The sequence below is a fragment of the Bradyrhizobium sp. SRL28 genome (assembly GCF_018596315.1).
GTDB lineage: Bacteria > Pseudomonadota > Alphaproteobacteria > Rhizobiales > Xanthobacteraceae > Bradyrhizobium.
Genome location: NZ_JAHEAG010000019.1, coordinates 132812 through 151167, shown reverse-complemented (window position 1 = coordinate 151167; position 18356 = coordinate 132812). Strand labels below are relative to the sequence as shown.

Genomic DNA, 18356 nt, shown 5'->3' with positions numbered 1-18356 from the left:
GATTTTCGAGGAGGGCAAATGAAGATGCAAACCTCGGGCAGTCTATGTCGCGAGATCGCGAAATCGTTTTTTTTCGTAGGACGGGTGGAGCGCAGCGATACCCATCGCCGCAGGCGCCGGCATTGATGGGTATCGCTTCGCTCCACCCATCCTACGGACTCATCGCAATGACGATGTCAGACATGCCCCATCGCCTTGCGCTCCATCGCATAGCGCACCAGCGCGACGAAACGGTAGATGCCATGCACGAACTTGCCATAGGGCATGGTGACGAACAGCGAAAATACCACGCCGAGATGCAGTGCCAGCAGCGGGCCCATCGCTGCCGTCTCGCGCAGGATCAACAGCGCCATGCCGGTCAGGCTGGTGAGAAACAGCATGACGATGAACGCGATATCCATGCCGTAGCGGGCTTCATCGACCAGCACGGGATCGCGCTTCCATCGCTCAGTGAGCAGGCCGACCGGACCGATCAGCAGCCCGATGCCGCCGAGCGTGCCGAGCACGACAGGAAGGTCCCACCACGGGTAGGGCGCCTGCCGCGCCAGCAGATAGTGATAGAGCGTCGCGACGGAGGTCGAGGCGAAGCACAGAGCAAAGCCGTAGAAGGTGAAATGGTGGTACAGCCTGCGTCGATCGGTCGGGCGATCGTCCTCATTGAAGCAGCCGACCCCGCCGCCGTCGAGATAGCGCAACTCGCCGGCATCCCGGATGGCCTGGAACAGCGCGGTCATGTCGGTCTTCATGCCGACCGGCTCGCCAATGTCGCGCCAGAACGCGCGCACGCCCATGACAAGCGCCACGATCGCATAGAGGAACGCCGCGCCGAACAGGGCGGCCATCGCATTATGCGGCATCAATTTGTAGAACGCGCCCGCACCCGTATGGACACCGAACAGCACCTGCCGGTCGTTGAAGGCAGCAAAGCCGAAGATGAATGCGGCAACGCTGAGCGCTGCAACGAGGCTGATGACGAGCCCGTTGCGCGCGAACGCGCCGGAGAAGGCGCGGGGCCACGTATAGGCCGCGTAGGATTCGGCGCGTGCGATCGCGAGCGTCTTCGGCACATTGACGTTGAATTCATGCGGCGGTGAGAACTGGCAGTCGGTGTAGCAGGCGCCGCAGGAATGGCACAGATTGGCGAGGTAGTTGAGGTCGCCGTCGGAGAATGCGCGGCGCATTTCCATCGCTGGAAAGACCGCGCAGAGCCCCTCGCAATAGCGGCAGGAATTGCAGACCGTCATCAGGCGGTCGGCCTCTTCGAGAATTCGCGTTCCGTGCATTCGCTGCTTCCTGCCCTCGGCCGAACCCGCTTACTTCGTCAGCCCCTTGCCTTCGAGCCACTTCTGGATCAGGGCTGCAACCTCGGCATTGTTCTTGTCCATCATCACCATGTGCGAGTTGCCCTTGATCCCGGCCTGCGGCAGGTCGACGACATCGACGCTGCCGCCTGCGGCCTTGATGGCGTCCGCAAAGGCAATGCCGTTGGCGCGGATTTTCGGCCAGCGCGAGTCCTTCTCGATGTAGTCTCCATAGACGATCAGCGTCGGAATGTTCTTCAAGACATCGACCTTGGCGGGATCGCCGAGGCCAGCGGGCTCGATCGCGATCAGCGCCTTGACCTTGTCCGGGCGCGCCTGCGCCACCTTGAAGCCGAAACTGCCGGCCTGGCTGTGGAACAGAATGATGGACGGACCGACGCGATCGATCTCGGCGATGTAGGCGGCGATGATGGCATCGTCGGTGGTGGTCCAGCGCGGCACGTTCTGCTTGACGAAGTTCTCATAGCCGTCATTGGGAAACTGGCTGCCTGGCATCAGCTTTCGCTTCGCCGGATCGGGATCATAGGAGCCGGCGCCATCGCCGATCCGAAAGCGCTCGAACGGATTGGCGGTCGTGAGGAACACCGGCTCGCTCTTGAAGATGTCAGGATATTGCGCCCAGCCGGCACGGCCGCGCTCGACTGCGTCGGAATTATAGACGGCCCAGCCCTTGCGCAGGAAATAGTTCAGCCAGCCCTCGCGTCCATCCGGCGTCGTTTCATACGTGACGCCAGTGAGCCCGCCGCCGTGCCACATCAAGAGCGGATAAGCGCCCTTCTCATTGGCGGGCAGGAAATACTGCACGTACATCTGCTCGACCTGATAGGTGCCGTTGGGATCGACTTTTGCAGGCACGCCGCCGGGGGTGAAGGTCACCTCCTTGACCGGCTTGCCGGAAATTTCGACCAGCCTTCCGCCGACATGGAACGAGCCCATATCGCGCAACGCGATCGGCTCGGCGGCGTTGGCCAGCGCCGTGCCGATCAAAATGGCTGCAGTGCAAGCAAGTGCGATACGCGACATGGTTCCTCCCATTGTTGTTATTTCCCTCTCCCCGCGAAGGGCGGGGCGAGGTTACTCAAGCGCAACCTAATTCCTCGCATTCTTCGCCGCTTCCCGTCCCGCCACCCGGCCGAACACGCTGCCGATGGTCATGCCGATGCCGGCCGCGTAACCCTTGCCGAGAACGTTGCCGGCCATGATCTCACCGGCCGCGAACATGTTGGCGGACGGCTTGCCGTCCTTCATCACCATGCGCGACTGCTTGTTCACGCGGGTGCCGAGATAGGTAAACGTAATGCCTGGCCGTACCGGATAGGCGAGATAAGGCGGCGTCTCGATCCTGCGCGCCCAATGCGTCTTCGGCGGCGCGATACCTTCGGTGCGGCAATCGTCGAGGATGGTGTGGTCGAAGGTGCCGGGCTGCACCGCGGCGTTGAATTCGGTGACGGTCTTTTCCAGCGCGGTCGGTTCCAGTCCGAGCTTGCCGGCGAGTTCGGCGATGGTGGCGCCTGCGATCGGCGGGAACAGCGTCGGCATGAAGCTGGTCACAACAGTAGAATCGAAAATGATGTAGGCGATCTGGTCCGGTTGGGCTGCCACCAGCCGGCCCCAGATCGCGTAACGCTTCGGCCAGATGTCCTCGCCCTCGTCATAGAAGCGCTGGGCGTGCTTGTTGACGACGATGCCGAACACCACAGAGTCGTGCCGCGTGATAATGCCGCCGTCGAACTTCGGCGCGCGGGCGTCGATCGCGACCGCGTGGCATTGCGTGGGATCGCCGATGTCCTGCACGCCCTTGTCGAGCAGGAGCTTCAGGATCGAGCCGCGGTTATAGGGCGTGCCGCGGACCAGGAAATTGTCGGCCGCCTCGCCCCAATACTCCTTGAGCCATTCGATGTTGGCTTCAAATCCGCCGGCCGCCGCCACCAGCGCCGAGGCGCGGATTTCGCTCGCGCCATCGATCGGCTGCTTCAGCTTCGCGGAGAGAAACATGCCGTGCTCGATCTCGAGGTCGGTCACTTCAGCATCGTAGACGACATCGACGCCGAGCTTTTCAGCGGTGAGATAGAGCGCGTTCAGCATCGCCCGTCCGCCGCCCAGAAAGAACGAATTGGTGCGGCCGAGGCTCAGCGTGCCGCCGAGCGAGGGCTGCCAGCGCACGCCCTGTTCGACGATCCAGTTCAGGATGTCCTTGGACTCCCTGATCATGAACTTGGCGAGTTCCTCGTCGGTCTGCCCGCCGGTCAGGCGCAACAGATCGTCCCAGAATTCCTCTTCCGTGTAAGGGCCGGTGAGGATGTCGGTCGCGGCATCATGCGCGCAACGCATGTTGCGGGTGTGGCGAGTATTGCCGCCGCGATAGAACTTTGGCGCGCCTTCCAGCACCAGCACGGAAGCGCCCGCCCGCCGGGCGCTGATGGCGGCGCACAAAGCGGCGTTGCCGCCGCCGATCACCAGCACATCGAATTTTTTAGTCAGATCGGCCATGCGCTCTTGTTGTCGTTGTTGGCCTGGAAATCAAACCGGCGCTCGGCCAGGAAAATCCATCCGCCCCCACGATTTTCTAGCCTGACGAAGAGGCCGCGTCACGCGTCTCGTGCTCGAACTTTGGCGATCAGCGCAGCCGTATGCGACGATGTCGCATGCAACGCGCAATGCGGAATATCTGCGATGTCAGGGCTTGCTCTGCACGGAGGCGAGCAGCCATTGCCGGAAGGCCGCGAGTTTGGGCGGATCGGTTCTGCCAGTGGGCGAGACCAGATAAAAACCGGCGTCGACCGGAAATGCGATGTTGAAGGGAACGACCAGCCGACCCTTGGCGATATCCTCCTGCACATACGCGGTGCGCCCCATGGCGACGCCGACGCCGTCGATTGCGGCCTGCACGGTCATGAAGATCATGTCGAAGGTGACGCCCGGCTGTTTCGAAAAATCGGCCGGCAGTCCGGCTGCCGTCAGCCACAGCCGCCAGTCGTCGTAGTTGGCGTTGCTGGTGTGCAGCAGCACGTGATCCCGGAGGTCTTCGGGGCATTTCAGCGGCTTGTTACCCCTGAGCAGCGCGGGGCTGCATACCGGGAACAACTCGTCCGCCATCAGCCAGTCGGCGCGGACGCCCGGCCACTGGCCGCGGCCGTAACGGATTGCTGCGTCGACATTGTCGCGCTGGAAGTCGACCAGGTTGGTCGAGGTGGTGATGCGCACGTCGATGCCGTGATGCTCTTCCTGAAACGCCGTCAACCGCGGCAGCAGCCATTTGGCCGCCAGCGAGGCCAGCGTCGATACCGTCAGCACATGGTCGTCGTCCTTGCGCAGCAGGCGGTCGGTCGCAAGCCTGAGATCGTTGAACGCGGCGCGGATGCCGGGGAGATATTCCTGCGCCTGTGGCGTCAGCGTCAGCGAACGGTTCTGGCGCACGAACAGGCGAACGCCGAGCTCTTCCTCCAGCCGCTTGATCTGGTGGCTGATCGCGGTCTGCGTGACGTTCAGCTCGGACGCCGCCTGGGTGAAGCTCAAATGCCGGGCGGCGGCCTCAAACGCCCGCAATCCATTCAGCGATGGCAGCCTGGCGGTCATTCCGCGATCCCCAGATACATGAGTTTATATCATCCGAAGCGGTACAAAGTGTCGTTTGTGGAAAGGCCTGTTAGCGCAGATATTAGCGGCAACAGATTAGCTACAGGAGCCGAAAATGTCCACTTACACGCATGAATCGATGATAAATCATCATGGTCAGGGGATTTTGAGCCAGATTGGCGAGACCCTCCATGTCTGGCGGCAGCGCTACCAGTCGCGCCGCGAACTGGCCAAGTGGTCCGAGCGGGAACTCCACGACGTCGGGATCTCCTGGAGCGACATCGCCTACGAGATCGAAAAGCCGTTCTGGCGGGCTTGATGGCAGCCAGGCTGGCGTCGCCCGATCACGGGGGCGCCAGCCGCTTTTTTTGCTCCGCGGGAGCGACCCATGACCACGATGCGTCTCGACGATCTCAGGCAATATTCCGACGTGCTGCGCACGCGGAACGGCGAGGTGGTGACCGTGCGCTTCGTCGAGCCGCGCGATGCCGAAGCGCTGCAGAACTATTTCCGCTCGCTCACCACGCGGTCCCGCTACAACCGTTTCCTCGGCGCGGCCAGCGAACTGCCGCCGTCACTGCTCGAGGATTTCATCCATATCGGTGAAGCCGATCGCTTCAGCGTGATCGCAACCGTGCTGGTCGACGGCCGCGAGACCATCGTCGGCGAAGCGCGCTATGCCTTCGACAGCGATACCGCCGCAATCGAATTCGGCCTGTCGATCGATGACCGCTGGCAGGGCCATGGCATCGGCAAGGCGCTGTTGAAGAACCTCGAATGCCGCGCGGCTTCATTCGGCGCCACGCGCCTGTTCGGCGACACGCTGCGCTCCAACGACGCCATGATCGCGCTCGCCCGCAAGTCCGGCTACGCCTTCACCGCCACCCCCGGCGACTGGAAGCTGACGCGCTTCCAGAAGCAAATCAATGTCGAACCGCAGGAAATCCCATGCGCCAGTTGGCGGCTTGCCGCCGTCTCTCCCAGCGCAATGTCCTCGCTTGCGGTCTGACCACTGAGCCCGGTTCTGGCCATCCAGAACCGGGCTATTTTCTCCCGACAGCGCCACGGCGTTGATAATCCCTGTGTCCCGGTCTAGCCTCCGCCTCGCTGACGAGAGGGGCCCGGTCATGACCGTCGATGCTGGTTTCGTGCGGCAGATTTTCGCCGGTCTCGAGCACGGCGATGGCGCGGGCTTTTTCACCCATGTCGCCGATGACGTCGACTGGACCGTGATGGGCACGCATCCGCTCGCCGGCCACTATTTGTCGAAAGCCGATTTCGTCGCCGGTACCTTCGCCAAACTTGGCAAGGTGCTGCCGAACGGTGCGCAATTGCACGTCGACAACCTGATCGTGCAGGAAGATGTCGCGATCGTGGAACTGCATTCCGAAGCGACCGCCAAAAACGGCTTTCGCTTCGATAATCATTATTGCTGGGTCTGCTACTTCAAGAACGGCACCATCGTGCGCGTGCGCGCCTACCTCGATTCGGTGATGGTGGCGCGGCTGTTCGCGGAGAACCCGATCTAGATTCGGAGTCTCGTAGCCCGGATGGAGCGCAGCGAAATCCTGGGCAACTCTCACGTGCCGTTACACCTCCCGGATTGCGCTTCGCTCCATCCGGGCTACGGCAACGCTTAACTCCCCCTGAACACCGGCGTGCGTTTTTCGATGAAGGCTTGCACGGCCTCCCTGTGATCGGCCGTCACCTGCGTTCGGATCATGCGCTCGGCCTCATGATCGCGCGCTGTGGCGAAATCGAACAGCAGGGCTTCGTCGAGATTGTCCTTCATGTAGCGGATCGCGATCGTCGGTCCCTCGGCGATCGATTTAGCGAGCGCGAAGGCTTCCGCCTGCAGCCTGTCGTCGGGGACCACACGGTTCACCAGGCCGATCGCCTCGCACCTGGCCGCATCGACCCTGTCGCAAGTGAACATCAATTCCCGTGCCCGCGACGTGCCGACCAACCGTGTCAGGAGCCAGGCGATGCCGTAATCGCCGCTCAGGCCCACCTTGAGGTAGCCGGTGGAAAGGAATGCCGATTGCGCTGATATGCGCATGTCGCAGGCCATCGCCAGAGCGAGGCCGGCGCCGACCGCGGGGCCGGGCAGGGCGGCAATGGTCGGCTTGCGCACCGAGACCAGCGCGCCGGTCAGGAGACGCTGTCGCTCCTGCAGGTCGGCGACCCGCTCGTCATGGGACATTGCGAGCTTTGTCTTGTCGCGGTTCGCCCCCATGCCCTTGACGTTGCCGCCGGCGCAGAACGCGGTGCCAGCGCCGGTGAGCAGCAACACGCCGACATCGGGATTCTCGCCGCAGGCCTTGATCATTGCGCGCAGGGCCGGCGTCAGATTGTCCGACATCGCATTGCGCGCCTCGGGCCGGTTCAGCGTGATGATGGCGACGCGGTCGCGGATCACGCACAGCAGTTCGTCGGTGCCGGTGTCGATTTTGGTTTCGGTGGTCATTTTGCTCCCCATGCCCTTTATTTGTCTCAGTCCCGTAGGGTGGGCAAAAGCGAAGCGTTGCCCACCATTCCCGACGTTGCGCTTGGTCGATAGATGGTGGGCACGCTTCGCTTTGCCCACCCTACGATCATTTCAAAACTTCTCCACCCACGGCCGCAATTCGACCTCCCATGTCCAGGCGCTGCGCGGCTGTTGCAGCACGTTCCAATAACTCAACGCAATCGCGTCGGGATCGAGCATCGAGTCCGGCCTGTCGGCGGGTTCGGCGCGGGCCGCGCTGCGGATGCCGCCGTCGATGACGAAATGCGCCACATGAATGCCCTGCGGCGACAATTCGCGCGCCATGCTCTGGGCCAGGCCGCGCAGCGCGAACTTGCCCATCGCGAACGGCGCCGATTGCGGATAGCCCTTGACGCTGGCGGAGGCGCCGGTGAACAGGATCGCGCCGTGCTTGTTGGGCAGCATGCGTGTGGCCGCCTGCTGCGCCACCAGAAAACCGCCGAATGCTGAAACGGCAATCGCCTGCGCGACATCCGCTGGAACCAGGTCGGTGAAAGCGCCGCGTGCCCGTCCGCTGGCGTTGTAGACGACGATATCGGGCGTCCCGATCTCGCGCTCGACCATGCCGAACAGACGCTCGACCTCCTCGGCCTCGGTCGCATTGCAGGCAAAGGCACGGGCGCCTGTCTCGGCGCAGAGCGCGCCGAGTTTTTCGATTTTCCGCGCGGCGAGCGCGACCTTGATGCCTTCGCGCGCGAACAGCCGCGCCAGCGATGCGCTCAACCCTTCGCCTGCGCCGACGATGAGGGCAATCTTGTATTTTGGCAATTCCATGGGCGAGGTCCTCGGATGGTGAGACTCGGTATCTAGGAACCCGATTCCGCCTGGCAATCGTCCGTCATGGGGTGGCCCTCCAATTATGGCTGTTGACGGCGCAACCGCCTGCGTTATCGGTAGATGATCAAGATCGGGTGGAACGAACAAGGGCTAAAAATGCAGCCACGCATGCAAGATCGCGCGACAGGTTCGGCCAATCAGCCGGGATTGCTTGCGCCTGATACGACGGGGATGAATTTTTACCGGGCCGATCCGGCGCTGACCGATCTGCTGCGGTTGCATCTCCCCGACGCGCTGTTCCGCCATATCGAGCCGCATCTCGATCGCCTCGGCGAATTGGCCGGCGGCTATCTCGACGAATGCGCGCGGCTCGCCGACCGCCACACGCCGGTGCTGCATCAGCGCGACAAGTTCGGCCGCGATACGCAGTACATCGAATATCACCCCGCCTATCGTGAGCTTGAAAAAGCCGCGTTCGGCGAGTTCGGCATTCATGCGTTGTCGATCCGCAAGGGCATCATGGGCTGGCCGGACAAATACCCTGTCGTGGCCAAGCACGCCTTCACGTTCCTGTTCAATCAGACCGAGTTCGGCATGGGCTGTCCGATCAACGTCACCGACGGCTGCGCAAAACTGCTCAACAATTTCGGCAGCGAGGCGCTGAAAGCAAAATATCTTGACGGCCTGACCCAGACCGACATGAGCAAGCTGACGCAGGGCGGCCAGTTCATGACCGAGAAGGAGGGTGGCTCCGACGTCGGAACGCTGACAACGACGGCCGTGCAGGAAGGCGACCACTGGCGGCTCTATGGCGAAAAGTGGTTCTGCTCCAATGCCGACGCCAAGGTGGTGATGCTGCTGGCGCGCCCCGAAGGCGCGGGGCCGGGCACGCGCGGCGTCGGGCTGTTCCTGATGCCGCGGCATCTCGACGACGGTTCGCAAAATCACTACCGGATCGTTCGCTTGAAGGACAAGCTCGGCACCCGCTCGATGGCCTCGGGCGAAATCAAGTTCGAAGGCGCGATCGCCTATGCGGTCGGCAAGCTCGACCGCGGCTTCGTGCAGATGGCCGAGATGGTCAATTCGTCGCGGCTCTCCAACGGCGTCAAGTCGACCGCGCTGATGCGGCGCGCGCACCATGATGCGATGACGGTGGCGCGAAACCGCGTGGTGTTCGGCAGCCGCATCATCGATCTGCCGCTGGCGCGGCGGCAACTGATGAAGATCATGTTGCCGACCGAGCAGGCGCTGTCGATGAGTTTTCTCACAGCCGACGCACTCGATCGGGCCGAGGCCGGCAGCCAGGATGCGGCGGCGCTGCTGCGGATTTTGACGCCGACTTTGAAATTCCGCGCGACGCGCGATGCGCGCAAGGTTTGCGGCGACGCGTTGGAGATGCGCGGCGGGATCGGCTACGTCGAGGAATTTGCTACCAGCAGGCTGCTGCGCGACGCCCATCTCGGCTCGATCTGGGAAGGCACCGGCAATATCGTCGCGATCGATGCGCTGACGCGCGCCGTCGGCCGCCACGGCGCCGACGCCGCGCTGGCCGCCGATCTGCACGCCCGTCTCGACGACAGTGCCAATGTGCCGCAGGCCTGGCGTGACCGCCTGCGCGAACTGGCCGATCGCGCCATCGGTTTCGCCCGCGAGGTTGCCAGCCGGAGCGACAATGAGGGCGATGCGCGGCGCGCCACCAGCCTGCTCTATCATGTCGCAAGCGCCGTTGCGCTGGCCTGGGAGGGCGGGCGCATCCACGAGATGCGCGGCGACGCCCGACGGCTGCTGCTGTCGGGCATGGTGATTGACCATCGCGTGGCGGCGGGCGATCCGTTCCGGCTTGCGGAAAATGCGACCCAGCGCGCCATCACCGATCATCTGCTCGGCGAGCGCAACGTCGGCATGGCCGAGGTTGGCGAATTGCTTGTCGCAGCGTAGGCTGGCTACAATTCTGGTCCAAAAATAACAGAAATTAAGGGAGCACCCGATGAAGGCCGCCGTCCTGCATGAAGTCAACAAGCCGCTGGTGATCGAGGATGTCAGCGTGCCGAATCCCGGCCCGCGCGAAGTCCTGATCCGCACCCGCGTCGCCGGCCTCTGTCATTCCGACCTGCATTTCATGGAAGGGCTCTACCCGCATCCGCTGCCGGCCGTGCTTGGCCACGAGTCTGCAGGCGTCGTCGAAAAAGTCGGTTCCGACGTCACCTATGTAAAACCCGGCGATCACGTCGTGACCTGCCTGTCGGTGTTCTGCGGCACCTGCGACAACTGCACCACCGGCCGCACGGTGCTCTGCACCGACACGACCGTGAAGATGCTGCCCGGCCAATCCAACCGGCTGTCCTGGGCGCGCGAGGAGAAGCTCCATCAGTTCCTCAACCTCTCGTCCTTCGCCGAGCAGATGCTGGTGCACGAAAACGCCATCGTGAAAATCCGCAAGGACATGCCGCTGGAGTTGGCGGCGCTGATCGGCTGCGGCGTCATCACCGGCTATGGCGCGGTGGTGAACACGGCCAAGGTTCAGGCCGGCGAAACGGTCGCAGTGATCGGTTGCGGCGGCGTCGGCATGGCGGCGATCAATGGTGCTGCGATCGCGGGCGCCGGCCGCATCATCGCGATCGATACCAACCCGGCCAAGCTGCAGCTCGCCACCAAGCTCGGCGCCACCGACATCGTCGATCCCGCCAGGGGCGACGTGGTGCAGCAGGTGCGCGAACTCACCGGTGGCGGCGTGCATCACTCCTTCGAGGTACTCGGCCGCAAGGAAACCGCGGAGCAGTCCTTCTCAATGCTGGCTGCCGGCGGCACCGCGACCATCGTCGGCATGATCCCGTTCGGGCAGAAAATCGAGCTGCACGGCTTCGACTTCCTGCGGGAGCGCCGTATTCAGGGCTCGTCGATGGGCTCCAACCATTTCCGCGTCGACATGCCCCGCCTCGTCGAATTCTACATGCGCGGCAAGCTGCATCTGGAGGACTGGATCTCGGCCAGGCTGAAGCTCTCCGAGATCAACGAAGGGTTTGCCAACATGAAGGCCGGCAAGACGTTGCGCAGCGTGATCATGTTCGATGCGTGAGGCGTAGTCCCAACGTAACCATATCCGTCGTCCCTGCGCTCGTGCGCAATTGCGCACCAGGCAGGGCGACCGTGGGGAAAGGCGAGAAGCTATCAACCTGTCGCCCCTGCGGACGCAGGGGCCCATACGCCGCGGCCAGTGTGAAGGGCACATTGGAAGACGGCTTCGGTTCAGCAAGCGACAGCGGCAATTGGCAGAGCGTCGGTCACCACGCTATCATCGATAGATCACGCGGTATGGGTCCCTGCGTTCGCAGGGACGACGTCGTGAAAGCGCGGCTTACCGCGACACATGTGCCGAGACGGCGAGCCACTTGCCGTTCTGCTTCGCCCAGCAGTCGGTATAGCGGCCGTGAGCTTGCTGGCCATCGGGCGTGGTATAGCTCGTAGCGGCGTGGATGATGGCGAAGTCGCCCAGCACGCGAATCTTCACGTCGTGCGCGGTCAGATTCTTGATGGTCACGGGTACTGCCGTCTGTTTCAGAAACGCCGCGCGATCGACCAGTGTCTTGTCAGGGTTCGAGCAATAGAAATCCGACGCCAGAATCTCATCGAAGCGCTTGACGTCAGAGTTTTGCACGGAGGCGACGTAGTCGCGGTTGAGCGCGGTGAGTTCGGCGATATCGTCGGTCATTGGTTTTCTCCCAGTGTCTCCCCGTCATTGCGAGGAGCGAAGCGACGAAGCAATCCATCCATCCCCGAGCGAAGTCATGGATTGCTTCGCTTCGCTCGCAATGACGGCAGAGCTAATCATCAAACATCGGCGGCGGCTTGAAGCCGCCGAATTCGCGCTCGATCAGTTCGGCCAGCCTCAGGGGCGTGCGGTCTTCCAGCCACGGGCCGACGATCTGCACGCCGACGGGCAGTCCATCGGGCGAGAAGCCGGTCGGGATCGCGGTGGAGGGCAGGCCGGGCAAGGTGGCGATGCCGGGCCAGGAGAGCTGGTCGGGATAGACGTAATCCTTGCCGTCGATTCTGATGCGGCGTTTTTCCTGGTCTTCCGAATGATCGTGCGGATAGGCCGGCGTCGGCATGATCGGGCAGATCACGGCATCATAGGTCCTGAACAGTTCGCGCCATTGCGCACGCAAGCGCGCGCGTCCGCCGTCGGCCATCAGCCAATCGCGGTGGCCGAGCGCAATGCCGCGCAGGCGTTCCGCGGCGAGGCTGCAGTCGTCGGCGGGCAGCGTGGCGGCGGCGGCCCGCGCGCCGGCGTAGACATCCGGCGCAAAGGACGCCGCAAGGAACGACATCAGCATTCGCATGTAGAGCCGGCTCGACGCGACGAAATCAGGCAGGAGCGGACTGGTGCGGTCGATCGTGACGCCGGCCCTCGTGAGATTAACGGCAAGTGTTTCCAGCGTGCCCCGCACCACCTTGTCGGTCGGCATGACCGGATCGGTATCGATCAGGAGCACGCGGAAATTCTTCATTTCCGTATGGCGCGGCGGCGGCAGCGCGAGGTGATAGGCCTTGCCGGCTTCGAGCGGATCAGGTCCCGCGATCACGTCGAGCAGCAGCGAAAGGTCGGCCGCGCAACGCGCCATCGGACCGATCACGCTGAGGTCGCGCGTGGACGGCATCGGCGGGAAGGGCGGCGGCGTGTGTCCGCGCATGGCGACGAGGTCGAAGGTCGGCTTGTGCGCATAGATGCCGCAATGAAAGGCGGGCACGCGGAGCGAGCCGCCGATGTCGGAGCCGAGCGAGAGCGCGCCATAGCCCGCGGCGAGCGCTGCCGACGATCCGCCGGAGGAGCCGCCCGGCGTGCGGCCCAGATCGAAAGGGTTGTTGGTGGTGCCGTAGATCTCGTTATAGCTCTGCCAGTCGGCAAGCCCGAGCGGCACGTTGGTTTTGCCGAGGATCACGCCGCCGGCGTCCTTGACGCGGGTGATCGGCAGCGCGTCTTCGGTCGGCGTGAAATCCTTCTGCGCCGGAATGCCCCAGGTCGTCGGCAATCCCGCGACGTTGTAGGATTCTTTCACCGTCATCGGGATGCCGAGCAGGGGCTTCTTCACGCCGCGCGCCAGTTCGGCGTCGGCGACGCGGGCGGCGGCAAGGCCGCGCTCGAAATCGCGAACACAGATTGCATTGATCTTGGTATCGTGCCGCTCGATCCGGCCGATCGCATCCTCTGCCAGTTCGACGGCCGAAATTTTTTTGGCAGCGAGGGCTGTCGACAGTTCGACGGCGGTCTTGAAGCTCCATTGCGATTTGGCCAAGGCGTACTCCCGATCTGTCCTTCGATGCGGCGCGGATGATGCTCAGTTTGGGCGCGCGCGGCAAGAGCAATGGCTGTACAGCGACGATCCCGTCATGTTGCTAACCGCTTGGCGAAGGCCGGGTTGCTGGTTAGTCTTTCGATCAACAAAAACGGACAGAGGAAACCATGCCACCGACCGCGAGCCGGAAATTTCCCGTGTTGTCCACCAGGCGGCTGACCTTACGGGCCGCGACGCCAAAGGATGTCCCCGCGTTTCGGGCGCTATTGTCGATTCCCGACGTAACGCGTTTTTCCAATTGGCCCGATACGCCGTCCACGACGCGGGTCGAACGTTCCTTGCGCTGGATGTCCAAGATCCACGGCTCCGGCAAGGGGTGTGCCTGGATCATCGAGATCAGCGGCTCAAAGGCGCTGGCCGGCGCGATCCGCTTCAACAGTTTCGAGAAGAAATGGCGGTGCGGCCAAATCGGCTACGAGTTGCATCCGGACTATTGGGGCAAGGGCTTGATGACGGAGGCGGTGCGGGCCGTGGTCGCGTGCGGACACGAGACCTTCAGGCTCAATCGCATAGATGCCTGGACGTTGCCCGGTAATGCCGCGTCTGACCGCGTGCTGGAAAAATCAGGCTTTCAGTATGAAGGCACGTTGCGGCAAAAGGCATGGTTCAAGGGCGCGTTCCATGACTTTCGAATCTTCGGCCGGATCGCGGGAGACGCCGCGAGCGCGAACTGAGACGCTGGCCTACGCCCCGCCGATCAATATCCCGACCGCGAGCACGATAGCGCCGCCGAGCACGATCTGGAACACCGCCTGCAGGAATGGCGTGTCCATGTAGCGTGCGCGGATGAAGGCGATCGCCCATAGTTCGAAGAACACCACGATGCCGGCGATCGCGGTGGCGATCCAGAACGCGTTCGGCCAGCTATCCGGCACCAGATAGGGAAAGGTGTGGCCGAGGCCGCCAAGCGTCGTCATCAACCCGCAGGTGATGCCGCGCAGCCAGGGCGAACCGCGTCCGGTCAGCGAGCCATCGTCGGACAGCGCTTCGGCAAAGCCCATGCTGATGCCGGCGCCGATCGAGGCGGCTAGTCCCACCAGAAACGTCTGCCAGTTCTGATGCGTGGCAAAGGCCGCCGCGAACAGCGGCGCCAGCGTCGAGACCGAACCGTCCATTAGTCCGGCTAACCCCGGCTGCACATATTGCAGCACGAACATGCGCCGGCGCGTCTTGTCTTCCTCGGCGCGCACGTCGGGGCTGAGGATCTCACCGGTCAGCCTGACCGCCAACCTCTCGTGGCCCTTTTCCTCGTCGGCGAGGTCGCCGAGCAGGCGGCGGACGCCGACATCCTCGGCCTGCTCTGCGGCCTTGATGTAGAATTGCTCGGCCTGGAGCTCCATCGTCTCGACCTCCTTGCGGATGGCGTCGAGCGACAGGTTCTTCGTCAGCCAGACCGGGCGCCTTCGCAAAAATCCCCTGACGTCCTCGCGGCGGATCGGCGGCAGATGCGGGCCGAACCGCTGCTCGTACATTTCCAGCAGCCGATGGCGGTGGCCGCGCTCTTCCTCAGCCATCTCCTCGAACACCTTGGCCGAGTCCGGGTAGCGTTCGGCTAGGTCTTCCGCGAAGGTCATGTAGATGCGGCTGTCTTCCTCCTCTGAAGAGATCGCTACAGCCAGCACTTCTCGCTCGGTCAGATCGGCGAAATTCTTCACGGGACAGCGCCTTTTCTTAGTTTAGGATCATTCCAATACTGGCTGCCGCCGCGGTCAATTGTTGGGCGTGGCCTGGTTCGCCTTCGTCTACGCGCTTGCCTTCGTCCCTCGCAGGAATTGTACCAGCAGCCAGCTCACCTCGTTAGCCCGCTCCTGCTGCACCCAGTGGCCTGCGCCATCGACGAGATGGCAACCGATCATGCGCGTGCAGGCCTTCTGCATGGCCTCGTACACGCCGGGGCGCTGATAAGTGCCCCAGTCCTGCTTGCCCGAGATGAAGGCTGCGCGCACATCGATGGTGCGGCCCGACCACGTCTGCAATTCCGGCGTGAACACGCCCGAGGTGCCGCAGCGATACCATTGCAGGCCGCCCTGGAATCCGTTGCGTTCATACTCGGCGCTGTAGAAGGCAAGCTCGCTGTCGGGCAGCCATTTGTTTGCAGCGATTTCCGCTGGCGAGGGCATCTCCTCCGCGACGGTGGCGGCCATGTCCTTGGCGAGGTCCATCACATAATAGGTCGGCAGCTTCGCTATTTCGCCTGACGTCCAGGATTTGAGCGGATAGGGCTGGTTGGCTTTCCAGTCCGCGCTCTTGTGGTGGTAATAGGCCCGCAGGAAATCATGCACGCCCTGCGGCGCGTGGTGCATGTCGTCGTTGGCCTCGCGCGTCGAGTAGTACCATTGGTAGTGTTTTCGCGGGCGCGGCAGCGCCGCGAGATCGCGATGAATGGGATCGTCGGCGGGTTTGGCGGGTTCGTGCACCGTGTTGAAGGGCAGCGACGGCGGGCCGCCGAACGGCGCGCTCATCATGACGACCGAGCGAAACACGTCGGGCCGGATCAGCGCGCACCAGGCGGCGACCGACGAGCCGAAATCATGTCCGATGACGGCGTCAACGCTGCGATAACCGAACGCCGACACCAGCCCGAGCGCATCGCGCACCAGATTGGTGAGCCGGAACGAGGCAAGGTCGCCGTCGTAATCCGGGTCCCATCCGGTGGTGCGGCCATAGCCGCGCTGGTCCGGCGCGATCACGTGATAGCCGGCTTCCGCGAGAACCGGCATCACCTTGCGCCAGCTAAAGGCGAGTTCTGGAAAGCCGTGCAGCAGCAGCACGCAGGGCCGGCCGCGCGTCTCGAAGCCGGCTTCCAGCACGTGCATGCGCAGGCCGTTGACGTTGTCGACGTAGCGCGAGCGGATGGAGGAGGGGAGCGGGATATCGGGAAGGATGGTCATTGTCTGCGCCTCTCTTCCCCTCTCCCCTTGTGGGAGAGGGTGGATCGAATGAGCGTAAGCTCATTCGAGACGGGTGAGGGGGCTGTTTCCGCGGAGACAGCCCCCTCATCCGCCTTCGCGTTCCGCGAAGGCACCTTCTCCCACAAGGGGAGAAGGGAAGGAAGGACGAAAACATTTGCGGCATTCCGTAGGGTGGGCAAAGCGCAGCGTGCCCACCATTCTTTGCGCGGATCAAATGGTGGGCACGGCGCTTTGCGCCTTTGCCCACCCTACGATTCATGCCTTCGTCGCGGGCTTCGGCCAATATTTGTCACGCAAATGCCGCTTCACCAGTTTCCCGGTCGGCGTGCGCGGCAGCTCCGCCTCGAAGTCGATGCTCTTCGGGCACTTGATCGGCGACAGATGCTTCCGGCAGAACGCGATCAGTTCGGCCTCCAGCGCCTTGCCGGCCTTGGACATATCGTGCGGCTGCACCACCGCCTTGACCTCCTCGCCCATTTCCTCGTTCGGCACGCCGAACACCGCAACGTCGGAGACGGCGGGATGGGTGATCAGGACGTCCTCGGTCTCCTGCGGGTAGATGTTCACGCCGCCGGAAATGATCATGTAGCTCTTGCGGTCGGTGAGATAGAGAAAGCCTTCCGCGTCGAGATAGCCGACGTCGCCGAGCGTCGACCACCCCTTTTCGTTGTAGGCCTTCTTCGTTTTCTCGGGATCGTTGTGGTAGGCGAAAGCCGGCGCATCGGCGAAATAGACCGTGCCGATCTCTCCAGTCGGCCGCTCCTCGTCGTTCTCGTCGAGAATCTTCACCTTGCCGACGACCGCGCGGCCGACGGTGCCGCGATGAGTGAGCCATTGCTGCGAGTTCGATACCGTGACGCCGTTGCCTTCGGAGCCGGCGTAATATTCGATCAGGATCGGTCCCCACCATTCGATCATTTTTGCTTTCACGTCGACCGGGCAGGGCGCCGCGGCGTGGATCGCGCCCTTCAGCGTCGAGACATTATAGCGCGTGCGCACCTCATCCGGCAGCTTCAGCATGCGCACGAACATGGTCGGCACCAGCTGCGACTGCGTAACCCTGTATTTCTCGACCAGCTTGAGAAATTCCTCGGCGTCGAAATGCTCCATGATGATGGAGGTGCCGCCGAGCGTGATCGCCATCATGTTGAAGCGCAAGGGGGCCGCGTGATAGAGCGGCGCCGGCGATAGATAGATGCTGTCGGACGACATGCCGCACATGTCGGCGCAGAGAATTTTCAGGAGCGGGTTCGGCACGTCGATCGCCTTGCCCTCGAACTCCTTCTTGATGCCCTTGGGCCGCCCGGTGGTGCCCGACGAATACAGCATGTCATAGCCGGCCACTTCATCAGGGATGGGGGTGACCGGCTGCACGGCGGCTTCCCTGTCAAAGGAACGGAAGCCAGGTTCCGGCTCGTCCATCATGTAGAGCAGCGGTCCATCAGGCTGGCCGACGAGGCCCCTGACCTGTTCGGCGCATTTCGGCGTGGTGATGAAGATTTTTGCGCCGCAGTCTTTCACGATATAGGCGATCTCGTCCTGCGTCAGATAGCGGCTGATCGCTGTGAAATAGAGCCCTGCGCGCTGCGCCGCCCAGCAGATTTCCATGAACGCCAGGCGGTTTTCCATCAGGAATGCGATGTGGTCGCCGGCCTTCAGGCCGAGCGCACGAAACAGATGCGCGCCCTGGTTCGAGAGTTCATCGAGTTCGCGATAGGTGATCGCCTTGCCGGTGCCGGCCATCTGGTAGGCGATCTTGTTCGGGTAGGTGCGGGCGTAGATGGACGGGTGGGTCACAAACGTTTCCTCGGGTGATGCGTCGTCCCTGCGAACGCAGGGACCCATAACCACAGTTCTGATTTGTTGAAGTGAGCTGGAGCTCCAGCTC

The 18356-nt window shown here is 63.1% G+C and carries 17 protein-coding genes; 6 read left to right on the top strand and 11 right to left on the bottom strand.

Going from position 1 to position 18356, the window contains the following annotated elements; all coding sequences use genetic code 11:
• Positions 1–176: 176 nt before the first annotated feature.
• The 4 genes from tcuB to KIP88_RS29215 all read right to left on the bottom strand — a co-directional run bounded on the left by tcuB (position 177) and on the right by KIP88_RS29215 (position 4898).
• Positions 177–1283 (bottom strand): tricarballylate utilization 4Fe-4S protein TcuB, encoded by a 1107-nt coding sequence (gene tcuB / locus KIP88_RS29230; protein ID WP_214491557.1) that lies wholly within the window; start codon positions 1281–1283, stop codon positions 177–179.
• 30 nt (positions 1284–1313) lie between these two features.
• On the bottom strand, positions 1314–2345 hold the full coding sequence (locus KIP88_RS29225) for an esterase (RefSeq protein ID WP_214491556.1): 1032 nt from the start codon (positions 2343–2345) through the stop codon (positions 1314–1316).
• A gap of 66 nt (positions 2346–2411) precedes the next feature.
• Entirely contained in the window at positions 2412–3803 is a 1392-nt protein-coding gene (gene tcuA, locus KIP88_RS29220) for an FAD-dependent tricarballylate dehydrogenase TcuA (protein ID WP_283848537.1), read from the bottom strand.
• A 195-nt stretch (positions 3804–3998) separates the two neighbouring features.
• Positions 3999–4898: a transcriptional regulator GcvA gene (locus tag KIP88_RS29215; protein ID WP_214491554.1), complete on the bottom strand. Its 900-nt coding sequence runs from the start codon at positions 4896–4898 to the stop codon at positions 3999–4001.
• A 115-nt stretch (positions 4899–5013) separates the two neighbouring features.
• Between KIP88_RS29215 and KIP88_RS29210 the strand changes: the two genes are divergently transcribed.
• The 3 genes from KIP88_RS29210 to KIP88_RS29200 all read left to right on the top strand — a co-directional run bounded on the left by KIP88_RS29210 (position 5014) and on the right by KIP88_RS29200 (position 6427).
• Positions 5014–5217: a DUF1127 domain-containing protein gene (locus KIP88_RS29210; RefSeq protein WP_214491553.1), complete on the top strand. Its 204-nt coding sequence runs from the start codon at positions 5014–5016 to the stop codon at positions 5215–5217.
• Between the two features lie 69 nt (positions 5218–5286).
• The gene (locus KIP88_RS29205) at positions 5287–5907 is read left to right on the top strand and encodes a GNAT family N-acetyltransferase (RefSeq protein ID WP_214491552.1); all 621 of its coding nucleotides are present in this window, start codon (positions 5287–5289) and stop codon (positions 5905–5907) included.
• A 118-nt stretch (positions 5908–6025) separates the two neighbouring features.
• Positions 6026–6427 carry a nuclear transport factor 2 family protein gene (locus KIP88_RS29200; RefSeq protein ID WP_214491551.1) on the top strand — a complete coding sequence of 134 codons (402 nt, stop codon included), beginning with the start codon at positions 6026–6028 and terminating at the stop codon, positions 6425–6427.
• A gap of 107 nt (positions 6428–6534) precedes the next feature.
• Here KIP88_RS29200 and KIP88_RS29195 read toward each other — a convergent pair whose 3' ends face one another.
• Positions 6535–7365 carry an enoyl-CoA hydratase gene (locus tag KIP88_RS29195; protein ID WP_214491550.1) on the bottom strand — a complete coding sequence of 277 codons (831 nt, stop codon included), beginning with the start codon at positions 7363–7365 and terminating at the stop codon, positions 6535–6537.
• Positions 7366–7497: 132 nt separating this feature from the next.
• Positions 7498–8199 carry an SDR family NAD(P)-dependent oxidoreductase gene (locus tag KIP88_RS29190; protein ID WP_214491549.1) on the bottom strand — a complete coding sequence of 234 codons (702 nt, stop codon included), beginning with the start codon at positions 8197–8199 and terminating at the stop codon, positions 7498–7500.
• Positions 8200–8358: 159 nt separating this feature from the next.
• On the opposite strand from KIP88_RS29190, the gene KIP88_RS29185 reads away from it, so the two are divergent.
• Together KIP88_RS29185 and KIP88_RS29180 are read left to right on the top strand one after the other, a co-directional pair.
• A complete protein-coding gene (locus KIP88_RS29185) occupies positions 8359–10140 on the top strand; it encodes an acyl-CoA dehydrogenase family protein (protein WP_214491548.1) in 1782 nt (593 codons plus the stop codon).
• A 49-nt stretch (positions 10141–10189) separates the two neighbouring features.
• Positions 10190–11278, top strand: coding sequence for a Zn-dependent alcohol dehydrogenase (locus KIP88_RS29180; protein ID WP_214491547.1), 1089 nt, complete (start codon positions 10190–10192; stop codon positions 11276–11278).
• Positions 11279–11557: 279 nt separating this feature from the next.
• Here the strand turns inward: KIP88_RS29180 and KIP88_RS29175 are convergent, their stop codons facing one another.
• The gene (locus KIP88_RS29175) at positions 11558–11911 is read right to left on the bottom strand and encodes a nuclear transport factor 2 family protein (protein WP_214491546.1); all 354 of its coding nucleotides are present in this window, start codon (positions 11909–11911) and stop codon (positions 11558–11560) included.
• A gap of 112 nt (positions 11912–12023) precedes the next feature.
• The gene (locus KIP88_RS29170) at positions 12024–13496 is read right to left on the bottom strand and encodes an amidase (RefSeq protein ID WP_214491545.1); all 1473 of its coding nucleotides are present in this window, start codon (positions 13494–13496) and stop codon (positions 12024–12026) included.
• Between the two features lie 197 nt (positions 13497–13693).
• On the opposite strand from KIP88_RS29170, the gene KIP88_RS29165 reads away from it, so the two are divergent.
• Positions 13694–14230: a GNAT family protein gene (locus tag KIP88_RS29165; protein WP_308163665.1), complete on the top strand. Its 537-nt coding sequence runs from the start codon at positions 13694–13696 to the stop codon at positions 14228–14230.
• Between the two features lie 9 nt (positions 14231–14239).
• Here the strand turns inward: KIP88_RS29165 and mbfA are convergent, their stop codons facing one another.
• The 3 genes from mbfA to KIP88_RS29150 all read right to left on the bottom strand — a co-directional run bounded on the left by mbfA (position 14240) and on the right by KIP88_RS29150 (position 18265).
• The gene (gene mbfA / locus KIP88_RS29160; RefSeq protein WP_214491543.1) at positions 14240–15211 is read right to left on the bottom strand and encodes an iron exporter MbfA; all 972 of its coding nucleotides are present in this window, start codon (positions 15209–15211) and stop codon (positions 14240–14242) included.
• Between the two features lie 87 nt (positions 15212–15298).
• Entirely contained in the window at positions 15299–16447 is a 1149-nt protein-coding gene (locus KIP88_RS29155) for an alpha/beta fold hydrolase (RefSeq protein WP_214491542.1), read from the bottom strand.
• A 276-nt stretch (positions 16448–16723) separates the two neighbouring features.
• Complete coding sequence (locus KIP88_RS29150; RefSeq protein WP_214491541.1) at positions 16724–18265, bottom strand: acyl-CoA synthetase; 1542 nt, start codon at positions 18263–18265, stop codon at positions 16724–16726.
• Between the last annotated feature and the right edge of the window lie 91 nt (positions 18266–18356).

What these genes read in the sequence shown, in the direction of transcription:
- tcuB (WP_214491557.1), bottom strand. Translation starts at nt 1,283, where the DNA reads ATGCACGGAACGCGAATTCTCGAAGAGGCCGACCGCCTGATGACGGTC.
- KIP88_RS29225 (WP_214491556.1), bottom strand. Translation starts at nt 2,345, where the DNA reads ATGTCGCGTATCGCACTTGCTTGCACTGCAGCCATTTTGATCGGCACG.
- KIP88_RS29215 (WP_214491554.1), bottom strand. Translation starts at nt 4,898, where the DNA reads ATGACCGCCAGGCTGCCATCGCTGAATGGATTGCGGGCGTTTGAGGCC.
- KIP88_RS29210 (WP_214491553.1), top strand. Translation starts at nt 5,014, where the DNA reads ATGTCCACTTACACGCATGAATCGATGATAAATCATCATGGTCAGGGG.
- KIP88_RS29205 (WP_214491552.1), top strand. Translation starts at nt 5,287, where the DNA reads ATGACCACGATGCGTCTCGACGATCTCAGGCAATATTCCGACGTGCTG.
- KIP88_RS29200 (WP_214491551.1), top strand. Translation starts at nt 6,026, where the DNA reads ATGACCGTCGATGCTGGTTTCGTGCGGCAGATTTTCGCCGGTCTCGAG.
- KIP88_RS29195 (WP_214491550.1), bottom strand. Translation starts at nt 7,365, where the DNA reads ATGACCACCGAAACCAAAATCGACACCGGCACCGACGAACTGCTGTGC.
- KIP88_RS29190 (WP_214491549.1), bottom strand. Translation starts at nt 8,199, where the DNA reads ATGGAATTGCCAAAATACAAGATTGCCCTCATCGTCGGCGCAGGCGAA.
- KIP88_RS29185 (WP_214491548.1), top strand. Translation starts at nt 8,359, where the DNA reads ATGCAGCCACGCATGCAAGATCGCGCGACAGGTTCGGCCAATCAGCCG.
- KIP88_RS29180 (WP_214491547.1), top strand. Translation starts at nt 10,190, where the DNA reads ATGAAGGCCGCCGTCCTGCATGAAGTCAACAAGCCGCTGGTGATCGAG.
- KIP88_RS29175 (WP_214491546.1), bottom strand. Translation starts at nt 11,911, where the DNA reads ATGACCGACGATATCGCCGAACTCACCGCGCTCAACCGCGACTACGTC.
- KIP88_RS29155 (WP_214491542.1), bottom strand. Translation starts at nt 16,447, where the DNA reads ATGACCATCCTTCCCGATATCCCGCTCCCCTCCTCCATCCGCTCGCGC.